The 26,995-nt window shown below is 56.5% G+C and carries 27 protein-coding genes; 17 read left to right on the top strand and 10 right to left on the bottom strand.

All coding sequences use genetic code 11. The features are described 5' to 3' along the window. From LN244_RS05765 to LN244_RS05805, 9 genes are all read left to right on the top strand, one after another. Complete coding sequence (locus LN244_RS05765; RefSeq protein ID WP_239041894.1) at nt 1-732, top strand: ATP-binding cassette domain-containing protein; 732 nt, start codon at nt 1-3, stop codon at nt 730-732. After that, on the top strand, nt 729-2,273 hold the full coding sequence (locus LN244_RS05770; RefSeq protein ID WP_239041895.1) for a PhnE/PtxC family ABC transporter permease: 1,545 nt from the start codon (nt 729-731) through the stop codon (nt 2,271-2,273). Before LN244_RS05765 ends, LN244_RS05770 begins: the two co-directional genes overlap by 4 nt. 3 nt (nt 2,274-2,276) lie before the next feature. Then, nucleotides 2,277-3,125 (top strand): mechanosensitive ion channel family protein, encoded by an 849-nt coding sequence (locus LN244_RS05775; protein ID WP_239041896.1) that lies wholly within the window; start codon nt 2,277-2,279, stop codon nt 3,123-3,125. Between the two features lie 56 nt (nt 3,126-3,181). Then, nucleotides 3,182-3,664: a GNAT family N-acetyltransferase gene (locus LN244_RS05780; RefSeq protein WP_239041897.1), complete on the top strand. Its 483-nt coding sequence runs from the start codon at nt 3,182-3,184 to the stop codon at nt 3,662-3,664. Between the two features lie 264 nt (nt 3,665-3,928). Continuing rightward, nucleotides 3,929-6,676 (top strand): AAA family ATPase, encoded by a 2,748-nt coding sequence (locus LN244_RS05785; RefSeq protein ID WP_239041898.1) that lies wholly within the window; start codon nt 3,929-3,931, stop codon nt 6,674-6,676. Nucleotides 6,677-6,683: 7 nt separating this feature from the next. After that, nucleotides 6,684-7,193 carry a YbjN domain-containing protein gene (locus tag LN244_RS05790; RefSeq protein ID WP_239041899.1) on the top strand — a complete coding sequence of 170 codons (510 nt, stop codon included), beginning with the start codon at nt 6,684-6,686 and terminating at the stop codon, nt 7,191-7,193. Between the two features lie 57 nt (nt 7,194-7,250). Further along, complete coding sequence (locus LN244_RS05795; protein ID WP_239041900.1) at nt 7,251-7,817, top strand: hypothetical protein; 567 nt, start codon at nt 7,251-7,253, stop codon at nt 7,815-7,817. 5 nt (nt 7,818-7,822) lie between these two features. After that, nucleotides 7,823-9,142: a hypothetical protein gene (locus LN244_RS05800; protein ID WP_239041901.1), complete on the top strand. Its 1,320-nt coding sequence runs from the start codon at nt 7,823-7,825 to the stop codon at nt 9,140-9,142. 38 nt (nt 9,143-9,180) lie between these two features. After that, the gene (locus tag LN244_RS05805; protein WP_239041902.1) at nt 9,181-9,642 is read left to right on the top strand and encodes a hypothetical protein; all 462 of its coding nucleotides are present in this window, start codon (nt 9,181-9,183) and stop codon (nt 9,640-9,642) included. 81 nt (nt 9,643-9,723) lie between these two features. Here the strand turns inward: LN244_RS05805 and cspE are convergent, their stop codons facing one another. From cspE to minC, 4 genes are all read right to left on the bottom strand, one after another. Beyond that, complete coding sequence (gene cspE / locus LN244_RS05810; protein ID WP_239041903.1) at nt 9,724-9,930, bottom strand: transcription antiterminator/RNA stability regulator CspE; 207 nt, start codon at nt 9,928-9,930, stop codon at nt 9,724-9,726. A 319-nt stretch (nt 9,931-10,249) separates the two neighbouring features. Continuing rightward, a complete protein-coding gene (minE, locus tag LN244_RS05815) occupies nt 10,250-10,498 on the bottom strand; it encodes a cell division topological specificity factor MinE (protein ID WP_239041904.1) in 249 nt (82 codons plus the stop codon). Further along, entirely contained in the window at nt 10,498-11,310 is an 813-nt protein-coding gene (gene minD, locus LN244_RS05820; protein ID WP_239041905.1) for a septum site-determining protein MinD, read from the bottom strand. Before minD ends, minE begins: the two co-directional genes overlap by 1 nt. 34 nt (nt 11,311-11,344) lie before the next feature. Next, nucleotides 11,345-12,115, bottom strand: a complete 771-nt coding sequence (gene minC, locus LN244_RS05825; RefSeq protein ID WP_239041906.1) for a septum site-determining protein MinC — start codon at nt 12,113-12,115, stop codon at nt 11,345-11,347. Nucleotides 12,116-12,277: 162 nt separating this feature from the next. Between minC and LN244_RS05830 the strand changes: the two genes are divergently transcribed. After that, nucleotides 12,278-12,652: a glutaredoxin family protein gene (locus LN244_RS05830; RefSeq protein WP_239041907.1), complete on the top strand. Its 375-nt coding sequence runs from the start codon at nt 12,278-12,280 to the stop codon at nt 12,650-12,652. 98 nt (nt 12,653-12,750) lie between these two features. Beyond that, nucleotides 12,751-14,154, top strand: coding sequence for a siroheme synthase CysG (cysG, locus tag LN244_RS05835; RefSeq protein ID WP_239041908.1), 1,404 nt, complete (start codon nt 12,751-12,753; stop codon nt 14,152-14,154). Between the two features lie 16 nt (nt 14,155-14,170). Here cysG and nhaD read toward each other — a convergent pair whose 3' ends face one another. Continuing rightward, complete coding sequence (gene nhaD / locus LN244_RS05840; RefSeq protein ID WP_239041909.1) at nt 14,171-15,412, bottom strand: sodium:proton antiporter NhaD; 1,242 nt, start codon at nt 15,410-15,412, stop codon at nt 14,171-14,173. A 74-nt stretch (nt 15,413-15,486) separates the two neighbouring features. Between nhaD and LN244_RS05845 the strand changes: the two genes are divergently transcribed. After that, the gene (locus LN244_RS05845; protein WP_239041910.1) at nt 15,487-15,789 is read left to right on the top strand and encodes a GIY-YIG nuclease family protein; all 303 of its coding nucleotides are present in this window, start codon (nt 15,487-15,489) and stop codon (nt 15,787-15,789) included. Nucleotides 15,790-15,836: 47 nt separating this feature from the next. After that, on the top strand, nt 15,837-16,133 hold the full coding sequence (locus LN244_RS05850; RefSeq protein WP_239041911.1) for a hypothetical protein: 297 nt from the start codon (nt 15,837-15,839) through the stop codon (nt 16,131-16,133). Here the strand turns inward: LN244_RS05850 and purT are convergent, their stop codons facing one another. Both purT and LN244_RS05860 read right to left on the bottom strand, forming a co-directional pair. Continuing rightward, nucleotides 16,134-17,315 carry a formate-dependent phosphoribosylglycinamide formyltransferase gene (gene purT / locus LN244_RS05855; protein WP_239041912.1) on the bottom strand — a complete coding sequence of 394 codons (1,182 nt, stop codon included), beginning with the start codon at nt 17,313-17,315 and terminating at the stop codon, nt 16,134-16,136. Nucleotides 17,316-17,513: 198 nt separating this feature from the next. Further along, on the bottom strand, nt 17,514-18,140 hold the full coding sequence (locus LN244_RS05860; protein WP_239041913.1) for a LysE/ArgO family amino acid transporter: 627 nt from the start codon (nt 18,138-18,140) through the stop codon (nt 17,514-17,516). Nucleotides 18,141-18,258: 118 nt separating this feature from the next. Between LN244_RS05860 and LN244_RS05865 the strand changes: the two genes are divergently transcribed. Next, entirely contained in the window at nt 18,259-19,185 is a 927-nt protein-coding gene (locus tag LN244_RS05865; RefSeq protein WP_239041914.1) for a LysR family transcriptional regulator ArgP, read from the top strand. Between the two features lie 99 nt (nt 19,186-19,284). Here the strand turns inward: LN244_RS05865 and LN244_RS05870 are convergent, their stop codons facing one another. Together LN244_RS05870 and LN244_RS05875 are read right to left on the bottom strand one after the other, a co-directional pair. Beyond that, a complete protein-coding gene (locus LN244_RS05870) occupies nt 19,285-21,021 on the bottom strand; it encodes a DEAD/DEAH box helicase (protein ID WP_239041915.1) in 1,737 nt (578 codons plus the stop codon). A gap of 146 nt (nt 21,022-21,167) precedes the next feature. Beyond that, nucleotides 21,168-21,956, bottom strand: coding sequence for a hypothetical protein (locus LN244_RS05875; RefSeq protein WP_239041916.1), 789 nt, complete (start codon nt 21,954-21,956; stop codon nt 21,168-21,170). A 135-nt stretch (nt 21,957-22,091) separates the two neighbouring features. Here LN244_RS05875 and smrA point away from each other — a divergent pair, with 135 nt between their 5' ends. From smrA to LN244_RS05890, 3 genes are all read left to right on the top strand, one after another. Next, nucleotides 22,092-22,676 (top strand): DNA endonuclease SmrA, encoded by a 585-nt coding sequence (smrA, locus tag LN244_RS05880; RefSeq protein WP_239041917.1) that lies wholly within the window; start codon nt 22,092-22,094, stop codon nt 22,674-22,676. A gap of 87 nt (nt 22,677-22,763) precedes the next feature. Next, on the top strand, nt 22,764-23,477 hold the full coding sequence (locus LN244_RS05885; RefSeq protein ID WP_239041918.1) for a nucleotidyl cyclase domain-containing protein: 714 nt from the start codon (nt 22,764-22,766) through the stop codon (nt 23,475-23,477). Next, nucleotides 23,474-25,579 (top strand): tRNA(Met) cytidine acetyltransferase TmcA, encoded by a 2,106-nt coding sequence (locus tag LN244_RS05890; protein ID WP_239041919.1) that lies wholly within the window; start codon nt 23,474-23,476, stop codon nt 25,577-25,579. The genes LN244_RS05885 and LN244_RS05890 overlap by 4 nt, the downstream gene beginning before the upstream one ends. On the opposite strand, the gene LN244_RS05895 is transcribed toward LN244_RS05890, so the two are convergent. After that, nucleotides 25,539-26,909, bottom strand: coding sequence for a methyltransferase (locus tag LN244_RS05895; protein WP_239041920.1), 1,371 nt, complete (start codon nt 26,907-26,909; stop codon nt 25,539-25,541). The genes LN244_RS05890 and LN244_RS05895 overlap by 41 nt on opposite strands. Nucleotides 26,910-26,995: the final 86 nt, after the last annotated feature.

Consider the following 26,995-nt stretch of genomic DNA (forward strand, 5'->3'; position numbering starts at 1 on the left):
ATGAGCCGACCATCCGTGTTGTTCCAGCTCTCCGATCAGTCGCTGGCCTATGGTGACCATCGGGTGCTGGACAGTATCAGCCTGAAGATACATCGCGGCGAAAAAGTGGCACTGCTGGGGCCTTCGGGCGCGGGCAAGACGACGCTTTTGCACCTGCTCTATCGGCAGCAACCCGAACAGGTGGCGCTGCAGCCGCAGTCCGGTGGGCTGGTTGATCTTTTGTCCGTGTATCAGAACATCTTTATCGGTGGTCTGGATCGAGTGGGCACATTGCCGGCGCTGTGGAATCTGCTCCGTCCGCTGGCGGGGCATCGGCGAGCGATTGGTGCGCTTGTTCAGACGCTGGGGCTGGAAGACAAGCTCTGGCAGTCGGTGGATCGCCTGTCCGGTGGCCAGCGGCAGCGGGTGGCGATTGGTCGCGCGCTTTACCGTCAGCAGCCGGTATTTCTGGGGGATGAGCCGGTGTCTTCGATTGATCCCCTGCAGGCTGAGCTGCTGCTGGAACACCTGCTGGCGCAGCATGAAACCGCCGTGGTGAGTTTGCATAACCGGCAGCTGGCCTTGAATCACTTCCAGCGGATTATCGTCATGCGTGATGGCCGTATCTGCTGTGACGCTCCTGCCAGTGAGTTGTCTGAACAGTGTCTGGATGCCTGGTATCAGCAGGCCGACGCTTCATCCTCTGCCGATCCGGTATCAGCGCCTGATGAATGGGCGTTGGCCCAGTCATGATTTCGAGTGACCCATTGGGGGCCGTATATGCCTCCCGTTCCAGTGCCAGGGTGCTGAACGGGGTATGTGTGCTGTTAGTGGGGCTGGCGGTACTGGCGATATGGGGAGCTGACCTCGCGCTGTATCCCGTTGATCCCTGGCAGGAGCTGGACCGAATCGGGCAGGGCCTGTTGCTGCCTCGCTGGGACGAGCCGGTGGTGCTGCTGCAGGCGGTGGGGCAGACGGTCGCCTTTGCACTGCTGGCCGTGGCGATTTCAGTGCCCCTGGGGCTGCTGTTGTCGATGTTCTTTCACCGCCGGATGGTGCGTGTCCTCTGTGCCTCGGTACGATCGGTGCATGAGCTGTTTTGGGGACTGATCTTCATGCAGCTCTATGGCCTCAGCGCGACTACCGGGTTGCTGGCCATACTGGTGCCCTTTACCGGTGTCTTTGCCAAGGTGTTTGCCGAGATGTTCGAGCAGCAGTCTCGCGACCCTTTGCTGACGCTGGCACCCAGGCTGAACTCGCTCAAAAGGCATCTGTATACAGATGTCCCTCAAGCCTGGCCCGCTCTGGTCAGCTATACCCGTTATCGCTTCGAGTGCGCGCTGCGTTCCAGCGCCATTCTGGGGTTTATCGGCCTTCCGACCCTTGGCTTTCACCTGGAAACCGCCTTCAAGCAGGGGCAGTACGCCGAAGCGGGCGCGTTGCTCTGGGCTTTCCTGCTGTTGATCGCCAGCATCAGGTTCTGGGTGCGGCCTCGTCTGATACCGGTCTATCTGTTGCTGGCTGTATGGCTGTTGCCGGAAACGGCAGGTTTCAGTAACGGGGGCTATTTCTGGCAGTTCATCAGTCAGGATATCTGGCCCGTCGCATTGCGTGAGGGGGATTTGAGTGGTGCGCTGGACTGGTATGGTTACATGTTATCGGAGCAGGTCTGGCCCGGTCTTGTGCAGACCTTGCTGCTGACCCAGATTGCCCTGGTACTGACCGGTGTGATCATTTTGCTGGCCTACCCGCTGGCCACGCAGTCGATGGCCGGAACGTTCATGCGCTGGCCCGGGCGGTTTCTGCTGCTGGTCTTGCGCTCCACGCCAGAGATGATGCTGGCATTCGTATTCATGCTGTTGTGTGGTCCTTCCGGCTTGCCGGCGGTCATGGCGCTGGCGCTGCATAACGGTGGGTTGATCGCCTTTCTGGTGGCGAATGCCAGTGATGCCGAGTATGGCTCTCGCCTGAGTCGTCCTGATGATCCGAAGGGGCTGCTGCGCTATGCCTATATCGAGACGCCGCGTCGTTTTCCGGCCATGCTGGCGTTCCTGTTTTACCGTTGGGAGGTTATCCTGCGGGAGAGCGCCATTATGGGCATTCTCGGCATCGCGACCCTGGGCTTTTATATCGATTCGGCGTTTGAAGAGATTCGCTATGATCGGGCCTTTTTGCTGATTGCCGTAACCGCACTGCTGAATGTGCTGGTCGATAGCCTGTCTCGCCGCTTGCGCCGTCTGGCGCAGACGGAGCCGAGCCGCCAGCAGGAGATGTCATGTTTGAAAATGGAGTGAACAATGGAAGAGTCGGTTAAGCAGGAGCTGGTTCAGTTCCAGGAGATCTACAACCTGGTGGTTGAATTCTTCGTCAACTACAGCTTCCAGATTGTCGGTGCGCTGATCATCGTTTTGCTGGGGCTGTGGGTCGCGGGCAAGGTGTCCAGCTGGGCGCTGGCGCTGATGGAGCGGCACAATCTGGATGTCACGCTGAGCCGCTTCATCGCCAGTTGTGTCAGGATTTTGATCGTTGCCATGGTCGCCATCGTGGCGCTGGGGAAACTGGGTATCAGCGTAACGCCGCTCATCGCCATGATCGGTGCCGTCGGTCTGGGGGCGGGACTTGCCATTCAGGGGTTGCTCTCCAACTACAGTGCAGGTCTGACCATCGTGTTGACGCGTCCTTACGTGGTGGGCGATACCATTCGCGTCCAGGGGGTAAGCGGGCTGGTGAAAGAGGTTCACCTGTCTCATACGCTGTTAACCAATGAAGACGGGGTCGAAATCTCGATTCCCAACAAGCATGTGGTTGGCGAGATCATCCACAACTCCCACGCCAATACGCTCGCTGAAGTGTCCATCGATATCGCCTACAGTGCCGACCCCGAGCACGCCAGCGCGTTGCTGAAGAAGGCGCTGCAGACCTTTGGTGATCAGATATGTCAGGAGCCGGCTCCTCAGGTAGGTATTGAAGCCTTTGGCGAAAGTGGCATCACCTTGGGGGTGCGTGTGTGGCTGCCCACCGAGCGTTATTACGACCTGCTGTACAGTATCAACCTGGCGCTGTTCAACGCTTTAAAGGATGCCGGCATCGAAATTCCCTTCCCGCAGCGGGAAGTACGTCTGCTCAATACGCCGACGGCGGCTTGAGCATTTCTGTTTCATGCCCGACCAGGGTTTGGTTTTTAACGATATAAGAGTTTTCAATGGATATTGAAGTCGTACAGGCGGATTACACCCACCCGGATCACGCGCGTGATATTCCGCTGCTGTTGAACGAGTATGCCAAAGACCCGATGGGCGGTGGTTGTGCCCTGGCTGAAGAGGTGCAGCAAGCGCTTGTCAGCAAGCTGGCAAAAATCCCCCATGCCTTTTCGATTCTGGCGTATGTGAATGGAGAGCCGGCGGGGCTGGTGAATTGCTTCGAAGCCTTTTCCACCTTTGCCTGCAAGCCCATCATCAACATCCATGATGTGGTGGTGTTGGGCCACTACCGTGGTGCCGGGTTGAGCCAGAAGATGCTGGCGCTGGTTGAGGATATTGCTCGCGAGAGGGGATGCTGCAAAGTCACCCTGGAGGTCCTGAGCAAGAATGAAGTCGCCAAGTCGGCCTACCGGAAGTTCGGGTTTTCAGGTTATGAGCTGGACCCCGAGACGGGTGTGGCCCTGTTCTGGGAAAAGAAGCTGTAGTTGCCGTCTGCAGGGATTGAGGCTGTTTCCTGAATTCCCATGCCCGACCGTTGAATATTTTCCACCACAACGGTTGGGTCTTGCCTCACGTCATTCATAAGGCCCGGTTTTGTCTGAGGTCGGTTTCCATAATCAAGGAAATTACGTATATTGGCTTGAAATGTCAGTCATTTGACACACTAAGCCAGACTTCTTCCGCTGCTTTTTCCTGCAAAACCAGCTGGACGCTGTTCGGTTGGAAACCAGTTGTAGGGAAACATCTCAATGCGAAATACGCTGTTGGGCGGGAAACTGCTCGCGATGGAGTCGGGTGAAGCTTTAATCACATTGGATCACCTGCGCAGGGCGCTCCAGTTTCTGCAGCCGGTCTCTGCCTCCCAATATGCGCTCCTGTGCGATGCACTGAATGTTCCTGAGCAAGCCTCGCAAAGTGAGCGTTTCACGGCGGCGATGCTGGAAGAGACCGCTTCTCTGCCACGTCTGCCGTACTCGCCTGACGTCATTACACTGCTCAATGCCCTGAAGCGAAAGGGGCTGGACCTTTCCAGCACCGTGACAGAACCCTTCGTGAACCTGAGTGCGCGCAAGGGCCGTTATCATTCGGTCATATCCAGTGTGGCCGAGCTGAAGGCGTTGCTGAACAGTCGTATTTTCGATCAGGATGCCGCCGTGGAGGCGGTCAGTGATGCGGTTATGCGGATGAGCTGGAGCGAACTCAGTGATCGTCCTCAGGCCATCTTTTCGTTTCTGGGACCGGCTGCCACCGGCAAGACCTATATGGCCCAGCTGATGGGGCAGGGGTTGCAAGGCTATGCGCTGAGGTCCTTCGATATGACGCAGTTTGCATCCGAGAAGGAAAGTTTTGGTCTGGTGGGGCTGCGCAAGGGGTTTTCCGATGCCACGACCGGGTTGTTGACCGATTTCGTCAAGCAAAATCCACGCTCGATCATCGTGTTTGATGAGCTGGAAAAGTCACACAGCCGGGTACAGACGGCGCTGTTACGGATGCTGTCGGAAGGGCGGCTGCGTGACGAGTACAGCGGTGAAGAGATCGACTTCCGCCAGACGATCGTGGTCGTGACCTCCAATTTGGGCAGCAGCATCTATTCCAACCGTACTTTCGCCGAGCAGGCCCGAAAGCAGCCGCATCAGGCGCGAGAGCATCTGCTGCAGGCGATTCGCCAGGAAACCAAGATTGAAGATGGTCATCAGGTTGCGGCGATTCCACCCGAGATGATCTCGCGGCTGTCTCAGGGCAGTATCATCCTCTTCAACAAGCTCAGCATCGATGCCCTGGCGCGAATTGCACAGGAGCAGATTCAGCAGGAGCGAAAGTCCTTCGAGGATAAGCTGGGACTCTCGGTCGAGTTCAGCCGGTTTGATGCACTGGTGCGTTTGCTGGTGCTGGGGTTTGCCCCCGAATTCGATACGCGAGCGGTCAAGTCACGCCTTTCCGAGCAGGTGTATGACCCAATCACCGATTACCTGTTGGCACATCAAAGTGCAGAGGTCGAGCGTGTCGAACTCAGTGTCGATGACAGCGTGACTGCCTTTCTGCAGTCACAGGATATGAACCTGCTGCCGCAGCAGCTGGCCACCAAGCATCAGCGAGTATACTTCCAGCGCCAGTTGGTGCTTGAAGGGCAAGCGCTGAAGGTTCTCTATACCGATGTTCGGGTTGAGAAGCTGGCGCGAGGCGAGGACTTCATGGATGCCTCGGGTATCCAGGTGGACCTGCCTGAGGTGTCGTTCGAACAGATTGCCGGTCATCTGCAGATCAAGGCGCGGCTGAGTGAAACCATCAACCTGGTGTGCAAGCGTGAGCAGTTGAAGGCTCAGGGGGTGAGCACCCCGCGCGGCATGTTGCTCTACGGTGTGCCGGGGACCGGCAAGACCATGCTCGCCAAGGCTTTTGCACACGAGGCGCAGTTGCCGTTCATTGCCTGTACCGGTAACGACCTGCTGAACGAGTCCTTCATTCGCAAGCTTTTCGCCCGTGCCCGTGAGTATGCCCCGGCGATCATCTTTATCGATGAAATTGATGCTCTGCCGCGCCGTGGTACGGCAGGCCCCCAGGCTGATGCGCTGGTGAACCGCATGCTGGTCGAGATCGATGGCTTTGGGGGCGGGGATGATGTGTTTGTGATCGCCGCGACCAATCGCAAGGATCTGATCGACCCCGCCATTTTGCGCTCCGGGCGTATTGATCTGCACTTTGAGGTTCCCCAGCTCGACAAGGATGCGCGGCGCTGGTTCATCGAACGCATGCTGACGCGTCCTTTGTTCAGTTCGGGCATCGATGTGGATCAGCTGGTCATGTTGACGGCCGGTTTCAGCGGAGCGGATCTGCAAAAGGTGAGCCGGGAAGTGGTGCTGCTGGCACTGCGTGAAGGTCTGGAGCAGATAGGCCCGGAGCTGGTGATTGAGCAGGTTAATACTCAAAAATACGGTGCTCCGCTCACTCTTGAGGATGGACGCCAGCACCTGCTGGAAACGGCCTACCACGAAGCGGCTCATGCGGTGATTTCGCGGGTGTTGCTGCCGGAGCGGCGCATTGAGCAGGTCACGGTGGTCGCCCGTGCCAACTTCCTCGGCATGGTGGCCTATGACAATGAGCAGGAACACGACTATACCCGCGATTTCCTGTTTAACCTGACGTGCGTTGCTCTCGCCGGACGTGCGGCGCAGGTCAAGCAGTTCGGTAACAAGGGGCTCGACAGTGGCGCCGCAGGCGACCTGAAACAGGCAGCCAGCTACGCCTGGCACGCCATCGCAGAATGGGGCATGGATGATCAACTGTATAACCTCTCGATCCCCACGCTCAAGGAGCGTCTGAAGCGCCTGCCCTTTGCGGCACGGGTGGAAGATCGCATCAAACATTGGCTGGACGAGGCGACCGCTTGCACGGCCTCTCTGGTTGATACGCATTGGCAGCAGATTGATCGTGTCGCACAGCGCGTGTTGAGTGACGAAATCATTGATGCTGCGACCTTAAATCAACTCATGGAGTGACACGGATATGGCCATTAATACAGCCAAGATTAAGCAGTATCTCAAAGAGATCGACTTCAACTACGAAGAGCGAGATGCCGATACCATTGTGACGGGTTTCTCTGACGATGATGGACACCAGGTTGTGATTGCCATCCGTCTGATGGAGGACGGCGAGTTTCTGCAGATGCGCACCATCAAGCACCTGGATGATTTGGTGGCACAGGCTGAGCCTGAAAAGCGTGTTGAACTGCTGAAGTGGATGCTGAACAAGAATTACACCACCAAGACCGGCTCTTGGGAGTACGACCCGGATGATCACGATCATCACCTGTCCATTGGTCATGTGATTGAAGACGGTGATCTGACCTGCAAGCAGTTTCTGCGCATGCTGGGCGTGATGACCAGTAGTGCCTCTCTGATTCCTGAGATGAAAGCGGTTCTGGGCATCAGTGAGGTCGCAATCGACCCCGTTGAGCAGAAGCGACAGGAGCTGCTGGCGCAGTTGCGTGCCCTTGAGGAAGGTGCCGGTATCTGATTCGACAAGGGGGGGCTGATACGGCTTCCCCTGTTTGCCCTGAATGAGGAACACGTTTTGGCGACAACGCTAAAGGAGCTGGAATCCCTGTTCCAGTCCATCGGCTGGAAATACAAATGTCAGCAGGAGAAGCCTGATAGTGCGGACGGCTACCTGTATTCGGCGTTTCCGACCAAGCAGTATCGTGATGCCGATGGCGACTCCATGGTCACGTTTATCTTCAACGTGCAGGAATCGGGTGAGCTGATCAAGATTGTGGTGCCCAGGCTGTATACCTGTATTAACCCGCAATTTCGTCGCGCTTTTTTTGAAGTGGCGATTCGCAAGACTTTCGAGAAAAAGCTCTGTTTCTACGACTATGATCACCGTGACGGTGAGATCCGGATGCTGCTTGACCTGCCGTTGGAAGACGCCTGTATGACCGAGCGTCAAATCAAGCGCATCGTGCAGTCGGTGCTGATGCATATCGACGCCAACGATGAAGTGGTGCGTGCCGCCGTTGAGCAGGGTGAGTTGCCGTTCATCGACTATAAGGCCGATCTGACCCACGAAATCTCGAATCTGTCGCCTGATCAGCAGCTTGAGTTGCTGGTTGAGATCAAGCGACGCAAGCAGGTCGGGTAGGGCCGATGTCGACGACCAAGCGCAAGAATCAGGAATTCAGAAACTTTACATCCGGCATCGTCTACTCGCTTTGCATCGCCTTCGTGCTCTTTCTGGTGACATTGCTGACACTCAAGATGGCACCGGAGATGCCGGACCTGCTGACCTTTACCCGGTGGTCAGGCATCAGTGATGCGATCAATCTGGTGATCGGTTTGCCGATCGCCTTCGCCGGTGCCTATGTGGCCATATCGATTGCGAGCCGCACTCAGGATCTGTCCGAGAAGCAGCAATCGCAACAGGACCACCAGTATTACGAGCAGCTGCATGAGCAGTTGATCGACAACTATTTCGAGGTCAGCCGTGCGGCTGACCGTCTGGTGTCAGCGGCAAACCGGTTCGAAGAGGCCTTTCAGGGACGGCTCCGGCACGAAACGTCTTCCCGCTTTGCAGTCATCAACTTTGTTGATGAGGACCACCGTCGCCGATATATACAGGACATGCTGGAACAGAATCGTGACGGCATCAGTGACAAGCTGGGTGTCTTGCATCAAGAGGTGCGTGGCAGCATTCATCAGCTACTGGAAACCATTGATCTGGCATTCAAGCATGCGTCGGTCAATGAAACCTGGGAGTTGGCGTCATCTGATCCGTCCTATTCGAGCCTGTTGACCGAGGCGTGCCAGATGCAGCTGTGCTCGGGGGCTTTCAGCGAAGCCGCAAATGGGCGCGACTGGTTACTGGAGGCCAAGAACGAAATCCTTGAGCGGCTGGATTTGCACCAGATTCAGGATGCGATTGCGACCGAGCATGACAGTGTGCATCCCCTGTTGCCCTACTGCCTTTATGTCTCCGAGCTTCAGGACTACAAGCGACGTAATGCCGGTGAAGACTGGTATATCGAAGTGCTGTTGGCGGGGTATTTCCTGATGACGCATGCCAGCCCCGAGGTGCGGGATGGGCGCAGCTTCTTTAACAGCGGCGCTCTTTTCCTGATGGATTTGATCCATACCTTGCCCAGCAGTGAGCATGTTCGGCTGGCGTTCTCGCGCCGTTATGCCGATACCGAAGCCGTCTTCAGCGGTGCGGCGCCGCTGCCTGAAGGGTTGGGCAGCTACGTGGCAGCTGTAACGGCCTTCAAGCGCCTGAGTGCCAACAGCCAGCACCTGTTTCTGATGTTGTCACGTAATATTCAATTCGGTCATTATTCGCCCCGTATCCGCAAGACGCGCCGGGTGCTGGAGAAATTGCTGGCGCAAAGTGGAGAAGAGGGTACCGCCGGCTTATCGCTGCTGCAGATTCGCTATGAACGTTTGCAGCAGTCCGATACGGAAAAATTTGACTGAATGAGCTTTTGTGAACACCAAGAGGTATTGAGACCAAGATGAGTCTGAACTGGGAACTGAGCGAGGGTAAACATCCTTTTGTCGTGGGTAGGAAGGGGGCAGAGGCCTGTCGTTTTCACTGTGCTGAATCGGTGGCTGTCGAGGATAATGCGGTCAAGGATGATCTGGAAGAGACGCTGGCACAAGCGATCACCTTTCTCAATGCCAATGTCAAAAACGAATCACTCTTCTTTATGGTTGAGTGGGATGCGGCCAGCTCGACTCTGACTTTGTCGGTTACGGATGCACAAAAGGAGCAGGATGCTGCTGATGTGGTTACCTGCCGGTTTGCTGAATTGCAGCAACAGCTTGAAGCTGAGGGAGAAGCGGCCCTGGATGTCGTTTCGAGTAAGATTGCTTTCTGGGCCAAGGACTTCCTGTCGACCTGCACGCCGTTCATGAACTACTCGCTGGTGGCCGTGTATACCGATGGTGATCGTGACAAGGCGGGTTTGCTGTGAAGCTGCTGAAGCGCAGGGGTGAGCAGGCATAAAAAAACGGGCCACAAGGCCCGTTTTTCTGTTGACGACTAAACCTGAGGTTTAGATGGCAACGATGTTCTCTGCCTGAGGACCTTTCTGGCCCTGAGTCACGGTGAACTGTACCTTCTGGCCTTCTTCCAGGGTTTTGAAACCGCTGCCGGAGATGGCGCTGAAGTGAGCGAAAACGTCTGGGCCGTTTTCCTGAGCGATGAAGCCGAAGCCTTTAGTTTCGTTGAACCATTTAACAGTGCCGGTAGTAGTAGACATGATAATAATCTCGATCTGAGTAATAAATGAGCCCAATGGCAAAAGCGCCAATTGGAGCAGGTAATGCTTTAGGTAATCTTGGTACTTATGAATACAGAACGAGGTACTAACGATTAGGCAGGACGTCGAAATGGTGCATAAATGCTTGTGTTACTCTTAAGCCTGACCAGAGTACACCAGTCGGGGAGTTCGTCAAAGCTTTATTTTAAAAATGGTTAAAAAAGATGTGGGCCTGTTGCTGAAGCGTGAGGAACATTAGTGCAGGTCGCAGGAGTCCATTGAGACAATACGGGGGCTATGGTCGCCCCCGTTGGGCGGATCAGCTCTTTTCCGGCAGCGTGACGTTCAGTTCCAGAATAGAACAGTCTTCATCCAGGTTGATCTGCACGTCGTCCGTCGAAACGTCCACGTACTTGGCGATCACAGCAAGAATCTCCTGCTGCATCTGTGGCAAGTATTCCGGTTGGGAACGCTGTGTGCGTTCGTAGGCCACCAGAACCTGAAGACGTTCCTTGGCAACGCTGGCTGAAGTCTGCTTCTTAGGTCGAAAATAACTCAGAATACCCATTAGCCCTTCCGTCCAAATACTCGGCTCAGGAAGCCTTTGCGCTCCACGTTGAGGAAACGATGTTCGCGGTCTTCACCGAGGAAACGGGCGATAGCATCGTCATAGGCCTGACCGGCATCGCTGTCGGCGTCCAGAATAACCGGAACACCCTGGTTGGAAGCCTTGAGGACCGCTTCTGATTCGGGGATCACGCCGAGCAGCGGGATGGCCAGGATTTCCTTGACGTCATCCACGCTCAGCATTTCACCGGCTTCCACTCGATTGGGATTATAGCGGGTCAGCAACAGGTGCTCCTTAACGGACTCACCCTGTTCAGCCTTGCGGGACTTGCTTTGCAGCACACCCAGAATGCGGTCGGAATCGCGTACGGAGCTGACTTCCGGGTTGGTGACCACAATTGCCGTGTCGGCAAAATAGAGGGCCAGCTGGGCGCCTTTCTCGATACCGGCAGGGGAGTCGCACACAATGTAATCAAAGCTCTCTGCCAGTTCGTTCAGGACCGCTTCGACACCTTCGACGCTCAGGGCATCCTTGTCACGGGTTTGCGAGGCCGGCAGGATGTATAGGTTTTCGGTACGCTTGTCACGGATCAGCGCCTGGTTCAGCGTCGCTTCCTTGTTGATCACGTTGACAAAATCGTAGACCACGCGGCGTTCACAGCCCATGATCAGGTCCAGGTTACGCAGGCCTACGTCAAAATCGATGAGTACGGTTTTAAACCCTTTCAGGGCCAGACCGGTACCGATCGCGGCGCTGCTGGTGGTTTTGCCAACGCCCCCTTTGCCGGAAGTGACAACGATTATTTCAGCCATGCATCTGTATCCATCAATCTGAAGAAGCGGTTAATTAAAGTGAAACTGTATCCAGTCGTGAGCCGCGTAGCAATGCCTGAGTAGGCTGCTGCCAGCACTCCGAATGCAGGTCTTCGCTGGTCTTGAAGTACCCGGCGATGGAGATCAGTTCGGCCTCCATCGACTGACAGAAAATGCGGGCCTCAACGTTCCCGGTCACACCGGCCATGGCACGACCGCGCAAGGGGCCGTAGACGTGTATATGACCGTCTGCCATCACCTCGGCACCGGCGCTGACCGGGGCCAGAATAATCAGGTCGGTGCCGCGGGCATAAACCTGTTGGCCGGAGCGAACCGGTGTCGTAATGACTTTGGCCGCACCGGGTGCTGTCTGTACCGGCGGCGTGACGGGTTCGGTTGCGGCGGGAGGCTCAGGCTGACTGGGTTCCGGTTCATTTTCTTTGGAGAGGCGACGCTGATGGCTGAAATCAGCCAGCTTCAAGTGCCGGCAAAGCTCGGAGGACGTGTCTGGATCTGCCTTAAGCCCCACAGGCACCAGTGACAGCTCGCGGCACAAATCGAGAAGACTGCTCAGGGCATCCAGATCAGGTGCTTCGGAAAGCTGCTGCAGGTTCAGGATGACGGGCATGTTGCTGAACAGCATGGGGACCTTGGCGGCATGTTCTGCCAGTTGGGGTTTCAGCAGTGCGGTATCACTGGTCGACAGGATCAGTTCATTCAGCGCCGCTCGGGTGCTTTTGAACTGAAAGCAACGGGTCTCGAATTCCTGGTTCACGGCTTGAGGCATCGGGGTCGTTTCGCTCACGGAGAAGTCCTTGTGGTTGAACTTCCTGGTAAAAATTTCAGGGGCTAACCTTATCATGTAACCAGGGGAGCCTGACAGGCGTCAGTTGGTGGTGCTCAGTTTTTTGATCCTGGTCATTGTAGTACACTGCGCCCTCTTTCTTGAATGGGAGCTGAAGTCACCATGAAAGCTGTACGCTGGGTTCTGGGTCTTATCGTGATGGGCCTGCATTATCTGACATTGCCACGTCGCGGCAAACGCTCTGAGCAGGAGCAAAAGCAGGTAGAGCAGGCACTGACCGGTTATGCCCTGTATCAGCTGCCAACCTGCCCGTTTTGCGTCAAGGTCCGTCGTGCCATGCGTCGTTTGAACCTGCCGCTGGAGTTGCGAGACGTGCGCGCGGATGAGCGTCACCGTCAGGACCTGATTAACGGGGGCGGCAAGATGAAAGTCCCTTGTCTGCGCATTGACCATTCCAACGGCAGCAGTGAGTGGATGTACGAGTCGAAGGATATTGTGGCTTACCTGGAGGGACGCTTCCCTCTGCAGAAGTCATAATGCATATTTCCATTAGTTATCAATAAAATATTTTTTATTACCATTAAAGTGGCTTATAGTGTGTCTGTATCAAGCAGTACTGCACTGGAGCCACCACGATGGATTACCTGCCGCTTTTTTTTGACCTGAAACAACGCCCCGTCCTGTTGATAGGTGGGGGCGATGTTGCCTTGCGCAAGGCGCGTTTGTTGACTCGTGCCGGCGCTCATATCACCCTTGTCGCTCATCGTGTATTGCCTGAATTGCAGGAGATGCTGGACCTGCATCAGGGGCAGGTCCTGATCGGTGATTATCACCCGGAGCTGCTTGATGGCAAGGTGCTGGTGCTGGCCGCAACCGATGACGAAGCGCTTAACGAGCGTATCCACTACGATGCCGTCGCTCGCAATGTGCCGGTCAATGTGGTGGACAGCCCCAAACTCTGCACCTTTGTTTTCCCTGCGATTGTCGATCGCTCGCCAATCGTCATCGGTATCAGCTCCGGTGGGCAGTCTCCGGTACTGGCACGACTGTTGAGAGCAAAGCTGGAAACCTGGATTCCTTCTGGCTATAGCCGTCTGGGCCAGTTGGTCGGACGCTTTCGAGAACAGGTGAAAGCGCGTTTCGGCTCCGTCAACGAGCGCCGGGTATTCTGGGAGTCCGTTTTGCAGGGCCAGGTGGCCGAGCGAGTCTTCGCCGGGCGTGATGCCGATGCAGAGGCCTTGCTGGAGGATCAGATCAAGGCGGGTAATGCATCGCATCAGGTGGGTGAGGTCTATCTGGTGGGGGCCGGCCCCGGTGATCCCGAGCTGCTGACCTTCAAGGCACTTCGTCTGATGCAGCAGGCCGATGTGGTGCTTTATGACCGGCTGGTATCGCCTGAAGTGCTGGATCTCTGCCGGCGAGACGCAGATCTCATCTTTGTCGGCAAACAGCGGGACAACCATGCCGTGCCACAGGAAGGGATCAATCAGTTACTGATCGATCATGCCCGCCAGGGCAAGCGGGTGGTGCGTCTGAAAGGGGGAGATCCCTTCATTTTCGGTCGCGGAGGCGAAGAGCTGGAACGGCTCAAGGACGCGGGTATTCCCTTTCAGGTGGTGCCGGGTATTACGGCTGCCAGTGCCTGCTCGACTTATGCGGGCATTCCGCTGACGCATCGTGACTATGCCCAGTCGGTAAGATTCGTGACCGGTCAGCTGAAAAACCGGACCACCGAGCTGAACTACGCTGAACTGGTGCATCCCAATCAGACAATCGTGTTTTACATGGGGTTGCATACGCTGTCTCAGCTCTGTGCCGGACTGATAGCGCATGGCAAGCCGACCGATACGCCTGCGGCGATTGTGTCGCGTGGTACGGCTCAGGATCAGAAGGTGCTGGTCGGAACACTGGCAACGCTGCCAGAGCTTCAGGAGCAGGCGCAGCTGCCGGCCCCGGCACTTGTGATTGTGGGGGAGGTGGTTGAACTGCAGTCGCAGTTGTCGTGGTTTGGCAGCGAAAGCTCACCGGTCGAGCAATGACCGGTGAGCCCTGCGCTCAGTGCAGGGTATGCCCGACCAGATAGCTGCCGGCAAAGCCGACGGTATAGGCTACCAGAATGATAAGTGAGTAGCGCATGAAGCTGATGAAGGTGATGGCTTCCACCTTGCTCATGGCGACAATGCCGGCGGCTGAGCCGATCACCAGCAGTGATCCACCCACGCCAACTGCATAGGTCAGGGTCAGCCAGTTGGCGGCATCCATGGAGATGTCCGATTTCAGCAGCGCGGCAGTCAGCGGGACGTTGTCGACCAGTGAAGACAGCAGGCCCATCACGAAGTTGGCGCCGGTGTTCGGCAGTACCTCATAAATACGCACCAGTGAGTCCAGTACGCCAATCTCTTTCATCATGCCCACCAGCAGCAGTATGCCGAGGAAGAACAGCAGGGTGTCGAACTCGATCACGCGGATGTAGTCCAGCAGGCTTTCACGCTCGTCATCCCTGTAGCAGAGGCGACCGATCAGGAACATGATCGACAGGCCGAAGAGGAAGGTCAGCAGCGGTGGCACGGCGGCAATAACGTTAAGGATAATGGTCGAAATGATGGTCAGCAGGAAGATGCAGGCGATCATCATGCCAACCTTGTCATCCCGTCGCGGACTCGGGCTGATGACTACTTCGCCCTTGAGCTTGATGGATAGCATGCCGGCCAGCAGCATCACACTGGCAAGTGCAGGCAGGCTGAGCCAAAGCAGGTCATCGATTGCGACTTTCTGCTGCATGAATATCATCAAGGTGGTGACGTCACCGGTGATCAGAGCGACCCCGCCCGAGTTCACCGCAAACACCACCAGTACGGCAAAGCGTACCGTCTTCTTGGCCTCCATCTTCAGCGACAAGACCAGTGCAATGGAGATCAGAGTGGCGGTAATGTTGTCGGAGAGAGAAGAGAAGAAGAACGCGAAGCCTGCAACGAGGAACATCAATTTGCGTTCACTGAGCCGCTTGGGTAGTACCTTGTAGATCAGTGTTTCAATCAAACCCTGGTGGTTGAGGAACGCTACAAAGGTCATTGCTGCCATGAGGAAGAGCCATAAACTGGCTATTTCGAGGATATTCTCGTCGAGTTTTTCCTGGATCAGGTGGCTGTCGGCCCCGTGTGGCGGGAAAAGAAACAGGAGTAACCAGGCAAGTGTGCCGAGGAAAAGTGTCGTTTTCGCCTTATTGATGTGGATCACATCTTCCAGCACGATCATCAGGAAGGCGAGCCCTGCGATCGCGAGTAATAGCGTTTGCATCGGTCTGACCGAGCCCCCAGAATTGTTTGAAAGCAGAATCTTACGCCTCTGTTGCGGTCAGTTACAGGGGCTCCATGGAAGTTGGTGCTAAAACAGTGGAAAAGTACTGGTCGGTCTACATGCTAAGGTGTGCCGATGGCAGCTTGTATACCGGCGTGACAACAGATCCGGCCCGGCGTGTGGCTGAGCATAATGGTGACAGAGCAGGTAAAGGGGCGCGCTATACCCGGGTAAGACGGCCGGTTCAGCTGGTGTGGCAGGAGTTTGGCCATGATCGAAGTTCTGCCCTGAAGCGTGAGTACGCGCTAAAAAAATTGCGTAAAGCTGACAAGGAGCAACTGATCAAAACATACATGTCTTCAATTGGAGACATGTAAGGTGTTATTATTGAAAAACAATCCCTTACAGCATGTTTTGAGACAGTATGTTCAAAATCAATCGGCAAAAACTATTTCCTACCGCCAGTCATCCTCAGGGTAGAGGAGTCTTGCCTTGGTACGAGCTGGTCGGGGAGAAGGTATTTCGAAGCTACGGCCACCCTGATGGGGTATCAAAAACACCGGAATTTATTCTGCAGCAAGGCAAGCTGATTCCTTTGCAGAGCCGGGATCTGAGTATGCCGGGCGCCCCCTGGTACGTTGAGCGAGAGAAACGGTTTTACCCGGGCTACGGCCATCCTGACGGGAATAGCCGTGTGCCCTGGTTTGAAGTGCGCGACTGATCAGAACTCGACGCGAACGGTTTGAGCGCACTGGCGTGCCTTGTCGCGGGCACTGTCCACATCGGTGGATTGTGCCAACGCGACCCCCATGCGTCGGCGACCGTGGATCTCGGGTTTGCCAAACAGACGCAGGTCGGTGTCTTCCGCTGCCAGCGCAGCCTGCAGGTGTGCGAAGCTGGTTTGGCTGGATTCACCCGTAGGCAGAATCACTGCCGAGGCTGAAGGGCCGTACTGTCGAATCAGAGGAATCGGCAGGTTCAGGATGGCGCGCGCATGAAGTGCAAATTCGGACAGGTTCTGAGAAATCAGGGTGACCATGCCTGTGTCGTGTGGACGTGGTGAAACTTCGCTGAAGATGACCTCGTCACCTTTTACGAACAGCTCCACCCCGAAAATTCCATGTCCACCCAGCGCATGGGTCACCTTTTCGGCGATCTCTTCTGCCGAGCGGCGTGCAGCGGGCGTCATCGCCTGCGGCTGCCAGGACTCACGATAGTCGCCATCAACCTGTATATGGCCGATCGGCTCGCAGAAGCTGGTGCCGCCGATATGTCGCACGGTCAGCAGGGTGATTTCATAATCGAATTCGACAAACCCTTCGATGATCACGCGCCCGCCACCGGCACGGCCACCTTCCTGAGCGTATTCCCAGGCGGCTTCAATTTGGTCAGCCTGTTTGATGGTGCTCTGTCCCTTGCCGGAAGAGCTCATGATCGGCTTGACGACGCAGGGCATGCCAATCGCTTCAACGGCTTCCCTGAACTCGTCCAGGTTGCCCGCAAAGCGGTAAGGGGAGGTGTTCAGTCCCAGTTCTTCTGCGGCCAGGCGGCGAATGCCTTCGCGGTTCATGGTGAGCTGGGTGGCGCGGGCGGTGGGAATGACGGTGAACCCTTCCTCTTCCAGTTCCGCCAGGGTATCGGTCGCGATGGCTTCGATTTCGGGCACGATATAGTGCGGTTTCTCCAGTTCGATGACGGCCCTCAGCGCATCACCATCGAGCATGGAGATTACGTGTGAGCGATGGGCCACCTGCATGGCCGGTGAGTTGGCGTAGCGATCAACGACAATCACCTCAACACCCAGTCGCTGCAGTTCAATAACAACTTCCTTGCCCAGTTCACCGCCACCGCACATGAGAACGCGGGTTGCGCTGGCTGAAAGAGGTGTGCCCAGTGTAGTCATGGCCAGTCAGCTCCAAATTGAAAATGTTTCACGCATTATAGGGCCGCGCAGGCGGTAAAGGCCACCGAGCTGACTATACTGGGATGGTAAGCGGTGTTCTTCGCTCCATACCCCCTCAGGTATGGTCTTGATAGGGCTTAACCGGCCCGGTCAGGCTGCCCATCATGGGCAGCCTTTTTTATGTCGTCCGGGGAGGGGTCAGAGAGCCACCAACAGACTGAGCGCGATACTCCACATCATTAGACAGATCAAACCGTCCAGTACCCGCCAGGCCAAAGGCTTGCTGAACAGCGGAGCCAGCCAGCGGGCGCCAATGCAAAGGCTGCTGAACCAGATGACCGAGAAGGTAATGGCTCCGACCGCAAACCAGACGCGCAGGTCGGGCTCGTACTGACCGCCAATCCCTCCAATCAGCACGATGGTGTCGATGTAGGCATGTGGGTTCAGCAGCGTCACGGCCGCAGTGGTCAGGAGTGCGCGCTTCAGGCTGCCGACGCTGCTGTCTCCGGTGGACAGACTGTGGCTACCCAGTGCTCTTTTGGCCGCCTGAATGCCGAACCAGAACAGAAAGAGGGCGCCACCCCAGCGGGCGATTTCCAGCAGCAGTGGTGATTGGGTGAATGCCACGCCGAGGCCGATAACGCCGGCGGTCATCAGCACCGCATCGAAAAACATGCACAGCAGTGCGATGGGCCAGTGAAACTCGCGACGAAGGCTCTGTGTCAGTACAAAGGCGTTCTGGGCGCCGATAGCCATGATCAGACCCGCCGATGTGGCCAGTCCTTTGCTCCAGGCCAGCCATTCCAGTGAGAACATCGAAATCATGGTGGCGTATTCCTCCGTGAAGGCGCAGTTTACAGGGTGAAAAATCGAGGCTGGCTATGTTGCGATTGTTACTTGAGTAAGTAAAACTAATCTTTTTAATAAATGATTAGATGTTTTAATGATGATCGATCGGCGTCAGCTTGCGGCTCTGGCTGCAGTGGTGGAAGAGTGCAGTTTCGAACGTGCTGCACAGCGTCTGCATGTAACCCAGTCAGCGGTGTCTCAGAGAATCAAGCAGCTTGAAGAGAGTCTCGGCCAGGTGTTGCTGGTGCGAACGGTGCCTGTAAGGGCTACAGAGGCAGGGCAGCAGGTGCTCAAGCATTACCGGCAACTGCATCTGCTTGAACAGGAGTTGTTGCAGGATCTGTCGCAACAGGATGCGCAGGGTTACACCCGTGTGCCGCTGGGGCTGAATGCTGACAGCCTGGAGACCTGGTTTCCCGACGCCGTCGAGTCGCTGGTGCTTGAACAGCGTTTGCTGTTGGACCTCAAAGTGGACGATCAGGATGCAACACATCAGTTGCTGCGAAATGGTGAAGTGATCGGCTGCATTACCGCCTCTCCAAAGGCTATGCCGGGTTGCTTGTGTGTGCCTCTTGGCGTCGTGCCTTACCGTTGTCTAGCCAGTTCGGCTTACCTGTCGCGCTATTTTCCAGAGGGCGTGATGGCTGCAGGTTTTATGAAAGCTCCTGTTGCCGAGTACAGCAGTAAGGATCAGTTGCAGAATCGCTACCTGCAACAATTTTTCGGTCTCAAGCCACATGAGTATCCCCGTCATCGCATCCCTTCATCCCAGGCATTTTGTAACCTGATCGAGCGAGGGCTGGCGTGTGGCATGGTGCCCGATCAGCAGGGACGGCCGATGATGGAAGCCGGTCGGGCGGTGGACATGATGCCGGGATGCTATCTGGCTGTGCCGCTTTACTGGCACGTTTGGAATCTGGGATCTCGATTGATCCGTCAACTGACCGAGGCTTTGGTTGCAGAGGCCGAGCGCCAGCTGGAACCCTTTGAGCGACACCCTGTGCTGACGCACCCGATGTAGGGCATGATCGCTTTGACAGAGGGGGCAGAAACAATCAGGCCGCAGTCTACGTGGGAGTAGGCTGCGGCCTGAAAGAATCAGCTGTTATGCGCGTATGTGTCAGTCGCGCGGTTGGCGGCGCACCGGTGCCTTGCTACGCGGACGACGCGGGGCTCCGCCATTTTCCTGCCAGGGGCGGATATCCAGGCGTTGACCGCAGACGCGGGCGCGCTTGAGCGTCTGCAACTGGTTGGGTTCAAGTCCGGCTGGCAGGTCGACACAGCTGAAGTCATCAGCAATGTTGATGCGTCCGATAAGACGGCTTTCTATGCCGGCTTCGTTGGCAATGGCACCTACGATGTTGCCCGGTTTTACGCCGTGCAGGTGGCCAACACCGATCCAGTAACGTTCCATGCCAACCGCTACGGGCTCATTACGCTGATTACGGCGAGGACGCTCACCGCGCTCACCACGTTCGCCGCGCTCCTGACGCTCGCGGGGAGCTGGGCGAGAGTTGGGGTCAGGCTCGTTTTCGTCCATCCACAGCGGCTTGTCGCTGTGCATCAGGGCGATGGTCGCAGCGATCAGCTGTTCGGCACTCAGCTCGGAATTTTCCTGAAGCTTGCTGATCAGTGGCATGTAGTCGTCCAGCTTGGCTTTTTCCGCTGCAGCCAAAATCTGAGCCTGCAGGCGTTCGGCACGCAGGGCATTGATTTCCTTGGCGGTCGGCAGCTTCAATGTTTCCAGAGGCTGACGAGTGGCACGTTCGATCTGCTTCAGCAGGCGCTGCTCGCGCGGCGCTACGAACAGGATGGCATCACCCTGGCGTCCGGCACGACCGGTACGACCGATGCGGTGGATATAGGATTCCGTGTCGTAAGGGATGTCGTAGTTGACCACATGGCTGATGCGTTCAACGTCGAGACCGCGAGCAACCACGTCCGTCGCGATGACGACGTCCAGTTCACCTTTCTTCAGCTTGCTGACGATGCGCTCACGTTGAACCTGAGCGATGTCACCATGCAGGGCTGCAGCCGGGAAGCCTGCCTGATTCAGCTCTTCAGCCAGCGTTTCGGTAGCGGTCTTGGTGCGGACGAAAACCAGCGCAGCCTCATGTTCGTGCTGCTCCAGAATGCGGGTCAGCGCTTGGGTCTTGCTCATGCCGCGAACAACCCAGGCACGCTGGCGAATCGTGCTGGCGGTCGCAGTCTGGGCCTGAATCTTGATGACCGCCGGGTCCTGCAGGTAGTTTTCGGCGATGTGACGAATTGCCTGCGGCATGGTGGCAGAGAACAGTGCGATCTGACGCTGGCTGGGAGTATGCTGAAGGATCCACTCGACGTCGTCGATGAAGCCCATGCGCAGCATTTCATCTGCTTCGTCCAGTACCAGTGCCTGAAGGCGGTCCAGCTGCAACGTGCCGCGACGGATGTGATCCATGACGCGTCCCGGAGTGCCGATGATCACCTGAGCGCCACGGCGCAGGCCACGGATCTGGCTGTCATAGCCCTGGCCACCGTAAATCGACAGGGTGCGCAGGCCAGGCAGGTGTTTGGAGTATTTCTCACAGGCAGTCGCAACCTGTAGTGCCAGCTCACGGGTTGGAGCAAGAATCAGCAGCTGAGGATGGGTGGCGGCGGTGTCGATGCGCTGCAGCAGCGGCAGAGCAAAGGCAGCGGTCTTGCCGGTACCGGTTTGCGCCATGCCAAGCAGATCCCGCCCCTCAAGCAGCGGCGGGATACTCCGGGCCTGGATCGGCGAGGGAGTTTCGTAGCCAACTTCAGTCAGTGCATTGAGAATAGGGGTGGACAGTCCCAAATCGCCAAAAGTGGCGGGGCTGGTATCAGTGTTGGACATGCTGTGAGTTATACCTGGGTCTTAAGAGGAGGAGAAAGGCTGCAGATGTATGACGTTTGATCAGGAGCAACACTTTCTAAAAATAAGAGCCAGATTATACGCACCTTGCTTGACGGCGTCCACATAAAGCGAACAGCAGAGGAAGATTACTCGGTTGTTGCAAGGGTAAAGTGGTTGTAGATGTCGATGAGCTCATCCTCGCTGAAACGAACAATGACAAGCTGTTGTCCGGGATGAATGACATCCGGATTGCGGCCCAGCAAGCCCTGCTGATAATTAAAGACCCAGGTTTCCTCGACCTTGCGCTTGAGCAGATGCCCCAGCCAGGAGCTTCGTTGGTCAGCCAGGGGCTCGTCCGCGTCTTGGGGAATTTGCGCACTCAGCAGCCGTGATCGGTCCTCGATACGGATGCCGCGAGTAAAGGTGTCGATCAGGCCCTGATGGATAATGCCCCAGAGGCCCTGCTGGTCAGAGTTGCGAACAGAGTGTACGTAAAAGACTTCATCCGCGGCCTGGTCAGGGTGGTTGAGCAGCTCCTGCAATCGCAGTCGGTCCTGAGGTGCCAGCAAGCCGGATTGAGAGCCGATATCCGTTTCAGGACTTTCCCCCTTTTTAAGGGGCAAATCGACTGCGTAACTGGTGACGTCGCCCGATTCAGTCTCAACGACCGCGACGGCCTGATCGTTCGGAGTGTTGGTCTCAGGCAGCTGCAGCAGCTGGCTTCCGGTAACGAAGTGATCCGCTTGCGCAACATCGAGAGTATCTTCCGCTGCCTGCTGGGTCAGGCTTTTGATATGCTGGCGCGCTTCCTGTCGAGTCGCTTCGGATACTGGTGCTTGAGCGCTTGGTGCCAGCGGTGTCTGCTCAGGGGAGATGAACAGAAAAATGGCCAGGGCGGCGACAATCACTGTTAGCAATAGGACCAGTCGTTGCATGCATGCGCTACCTGAGATATTTGATGGTTGCTTATACCTTAGATGAGAACTCTACAGGCGAAAAGCGTTCAATTTAAGCATGAGGCTTGCCAAAATGGCCGCTGGTTGGTGTAGACAGCAGTATGGGGGAGCGTGATGCGATCTGATAATGACACTGATTTCAGTACTCTGATGCAAGCGGAAGGTGTGCGCCGCAACCCAGCGGCCAAGCCTGTTGAGGAGGTTGTCTCACGCGGGCCGCTTAAGGTGGATCCTGGTAAAAGTATCCGTCGGCTTCTCGCTCAGGGCTCACCAGAAGGACTGACCTTGAGCCCGGTGGAATGGTTGCACCCGGCCGATCCGATCAGCTGGAAACGTGACGGTGTTCAGGAAGGGGTGTTCCGCAATCTGCGTTTGGGTCGATACAGTACTGATGCTTGCCTTAACCTGCAGCATTGCACACTCGCTCAAGCTCGAGAAGAAGTTGCAAGTTTTGTCCGGCAGAGCTGCGAGTTGAACATCCGCACCGTATTGATCCAGCATGGTCGCAGCAATCGTGCCGATGGTCATGGCAACCAGCTGAAAACCTATCTTAATGAATGGCTGCCATTACTTGATCAGGTCTTGGGGTTTCATTCCTCACAACCGCACCATGGGGGAAATGGTGCTATCTATGTGATGCTGCGCAAGAGTGACCAGGCTCGTCAGGATAACTGGGAGCAGCACCAGAAACGTCGTTGATGGTCCAGAGCTTGCATTGCATCAATTGCATTGCATTGCAAAAGCCGCTTTACTGATGCGGGAAACAGGGTAAAGGAAAGACCAATTATGGACTCCGTGTTCGTCGAGCAGTTGAAGCGCATCCGCTATCTGGCGGCGCTGCTGCTGTCGCTTAATCTGGTGGCTCTGGCATTGGCAGCTGCAGGTGATTCGCGAGTCACCCTTGTCGTTCTGCTGACGGCGCTTTTACTGGCAACGGCGTTGTTGTTGGTGACCTTGCGCAGTCGCAGTATGACCAGTGCCGTGACAAAGGCACAGGACCCCGTTTTGGCAATTGACCCCAATACAGGGATTGCAACCGAAAGCTGGTATCGTCATATGCTTGCGTTGGAGTGTCGCCGATCGGTGCGCGAGTTTGCACCGCTGACGGTGATGCTGATTCATCCCGGCGAGCAGGTTAAGCGCAAGCAGTTGCTTGAGCTGGTACGACTGCTGGGTGAGGAATTTTCGCGTCCCGGCGATCTTATTGGTTGGGAAGGGGAGCACAGGCTTGGAGCCGTTCTGCCCTCGACCAATGAAAATGTGCGCAAGCTGGTGGAGCACTGCTTTGATCGTGTGCGGGCCTACGAGTCCATGACCGACTTGCCCTTGCACATCGTTGCCACAACCTTTCAGCCCCGCGGCGACCTCAGTCTGGACAAGGTGCATGTGCAGCTGGAGCGGATGCTGCAGGAAGCTTTGCAGCATGATTCTGGCGTCCTCTTCGAAGCAGAAGAGAGTAATGAGCTTGCGAGTCCCGGGATGATGTACACCGATCAATGAATGCCCTCTTACTGGCCCGGCTGCGTGAGCAGTTGTGCCGGCAGCGTCAGCGTCTTCTAGTCTGGCTGTCTGGAGAAGAGGCCTGGTGCCATGAACAGTTGGCCGGTCCTCTTTCGCTCTGGTTGCAGGGGCAGGGCGTGCTGGTGGGAGACACTCCGGTCGCGGGCCTGTCACCCGTCGATGCTCGTCGTGTGCATAGCTGTCTGGGGCAGACGCTCGACTATGCCGTCATTGACGCTTTTGCAGGATTCAACCCCAACGCCTTTGGTCAGATAAGCGGTGCCGTTCAGGGTGGAGGGTGTGTTGTGCTGATGACGCCTTCGCCTGAGCGCTGGGTTGATTTTCCTGACCCCGAGTATGTTTCCCTCTGTGTTGAACCCTATCGGCCCGAGCAGCTTCGGGGTCAATACCTCATCCATCTGGTCAAGGTTCTGACGACCTCTGGCGGTATGCTGCATTGGCAGCAGGGGCAAGCCCCCGTGTTGCCTGAGTTGCCGATGGTTGATGAGCGCACGATGATCGAAGCGCCGTTCCGCAGCGTCGACCAGATGGAAGCTGTTGAGCTCATACTGGAAACAGCAGGAAAGCGTCAGCAGCCTTTGGTACTCAGTGCAGACAGAGGTCGTGGCAAGAGTGCCGCTTTGGGTATTGCCGCTGCACGCTTGCTGCAGGCGGGTAAACGCGTGGCTGTGACAGCGTTTTCGCGCAATGCGATCGCTGCACTGCTGGAAAGAGTCGAGGCGCTGGCCCCGGAGTGTGTTCACCGGGTGGCGTTTTACCGTCCAGATGAGCTCCTGCATGCCGAGGTTCAGGCCGATCTGTTGTTGGTAGACGAGGCGGCTGCGATCCCGACCCCCCTGCTGTCAGAAATGGTGGCGGTTTTTCCCCGTACGGTATTTGCAACCACACTGCATGGCTATGAAGGTAATGGTCAGGGTTTTGCCCTCAGATTTATGCAACTGTTGCGCAGTCGCTATCCGCGTTGCCGCGAGTACCGCTTGTGCACACCTATTCGCTGGGCGTCGCCAGACCCGCTTGAGCACTTGAGTAACCGTTTGTTGCTGCTGGATGTGGATGCCGGCAGCCCTGACAGGCTTGATGCCGAGCTTGAAGTTGTGCGTGTGTCGCAACAGACGCTGGTTGACGATACAGAGTTGCTTCGCAACGTTTTTGGCCTGCTGGTGCTGGCGCATTACCGCACTACGCCGGGTGATTTGCGAATCATGCTGGACAGTCCAAATATACGGATCTATCTGGTCCGCTCCTCCGGCGTTCCCGTGGCTTGTGCGTTGCTGGCAGAGGAGGGACCTTTGCCGGATACACTGGCTCAGGCGGTCTGGGGAGGTCGGCGACGTCCCCGTGGACATCTGTTGCCACAGACGCTGGTGGCGCAGGAAGGATGGCTTGAGGCCGCGCCCTGGCGCGCGTTACGGGTTGTTCGTATTGCCGTGCACCCGGAGGTTCAGAAGTTTGGTGTGGGCAGTCTGCTGCTTGGGCAGATTGAGCAGGATGCGGTTGCTGATCAGATTGACTATCTGGGGGCCAGTTTTGCGGCCAGTCCTTCACTTTTGCAGTTCTGGCTGTCCAACGGCTTTCGGCCTTTGAGGCTGGGGGAGCAGCGTGATCCTGTAGCCGGTAGCCATGCGTTACTGGTGCTGAAGCCGTTGTCTGAAAATACCCGACATTTTATGCCCGAGATGCAGCGCTGGTATCGTCGCAGCTTGTTGCAACGTTTGCCCGGGATGTTAAAAGACCTTGAAGCGGAGCATTTGCCCGCGTTACTTCAGAATACGGCAGCGGAGCAGCCGTTAGCCCCATCGGTGTTGCAGCGCTTGAAAGGCTTTGGCGAGGCTCAGCGCAGCCTCGAAAGCAGTCTGATACCGCTGAGAGAGTTGCTGGAGGCCAGCATTGACCGATGGGGGGAGTGGCAGCTGTCGGTGGTCGACCAGCGTCTGCTCTGTGACCGCATCATTCGTCAGCTTCCGCCGGCTGCCGTGACCGCACCGGAGGGCAAGCGGGCACAACTGGATCGATTGCGCCAGCTGTGCACCTTGTTGCTGGCTAAACTCGCTGCAGAATCACCATCAGGCCCTCAATACTGATGCTGTTTTCCAGTCGCAGGGGAAAAGGTTCAATCAGTTTGACACGCAAGCCCTGTTGTTCGGCCAGTATTTCAATATGGCGCTGGCTGTGGCGGTAACGCCCGGAGGTATGGAGGCAAACCTCCTCAGTACCCTTATGGCGTTCGACCGTAAAGGCAAAAAGACCGCCCGGCTTTAAAACGCCCGGGATAGCCTCGATGACCGGTTTGAGGTTGCCCGTATAGATCAAAACATCGGTCGCCGTAATCAGTTCAACCGGCTTCAGGGTTTGCAGAAAGTCTATCAGGGCGCAGCAGCTGAGCGTGTTGTAAACCTGCTTCTGTGCGGCCAGTTGCAACATCTGTGACGACAGGTCGCAACCGCTCAGTTCATCGATGGACAGTTGCTTGCGCAGTTCAGCCCCGCAGAGGCCCGTACCACACCCAAGATCGGCGGCATTAATGAGGTGTTCGTGGTCCAGCATGCTGGCGAGGTGGCGGCACAGTAATTCCGGCGCATTGTAATCCAGCTGCCCTTGCAGCCGGGACTCAAACTGTTGGGCATGGGTGTCGTAAAGACGACGTACATAGTCGCTTGGGGCCTCCGCGGTACAGGTACCCTGTGCGGCATTCAGCATATGGCGCACGCTCAGGTTGTTCGGGTTGGCTTGTGCGACAATTTCATACAGTGGCGTGGCCGCTGCTGCATGGCCCTCTTCGGCGATATAGTCGGCGATCAGGATGAGACGTTCAGGGTCAGCATCACCGGCTTGCCAGCGGCCGATTACCGTCTCACTGTCGTGCAACAGGCACAGGTTCAATGCACGTTCAGATTCAACCTCTATACTCGAATCCAGACTGGCCAGAATGTCGAGGGCCTCGGCGTGTGCGCGCTGGTGACGCAGTGCTACTGCATGGAAAAGCAGAGCCTCTTCATTGCTGGATAATAGCGGTGTAGCCTGCATGTGTTGGACAATGTCCGACCAGCCGTGCTGCCTTTCCAGCAGGCCCAGCAAGTTAAGGTGAAAGGCCATTTCCCCCGGCTGCAAGTGAATGGCACTATGGCAGGCAGCAGTAGCCTGCTCAAGCTTACCCCTGGCCTGAAGGACAAGTGCCAGGTTATTGAAGGCTTGGGCCTTGAAGCGAGGCGCCGGATTCATTTTGCTGGCTTTGGTCAGTTCTTTGGTTGCGGCAATCAGGTTGCCGCCTTTGAACTGAATTAAGCCCAGTAGATGGCGAGCATTGAAATTGTCTGCTCGGTGGGCCAGGTGTTGCTGGCAAATGGCGCGGGCGTCTGTAAATGCGCCCTGATTCATCAGCGCGAGCGCTTCATTAAGGCTGGGTACTGACATCACGAACTCATCAGGCATAACACGGAAACAGAGCGATACTAGTCAAGCCGCGGCAAAATGCCAATGCCTGACGTTTCCGGGAACAA

Origin of the sequence: Marinobacterium sediminicola (genome assembly GCF_022343685.1) — a bacterium.
Classification (GTDB): domain Bacteria; phylum Pseudomonadota; class Gammaproteobacteria; order Pseudomonadales; family Balneatricaceae; genus Marinobacterium; species Marinobacterium sediminicola.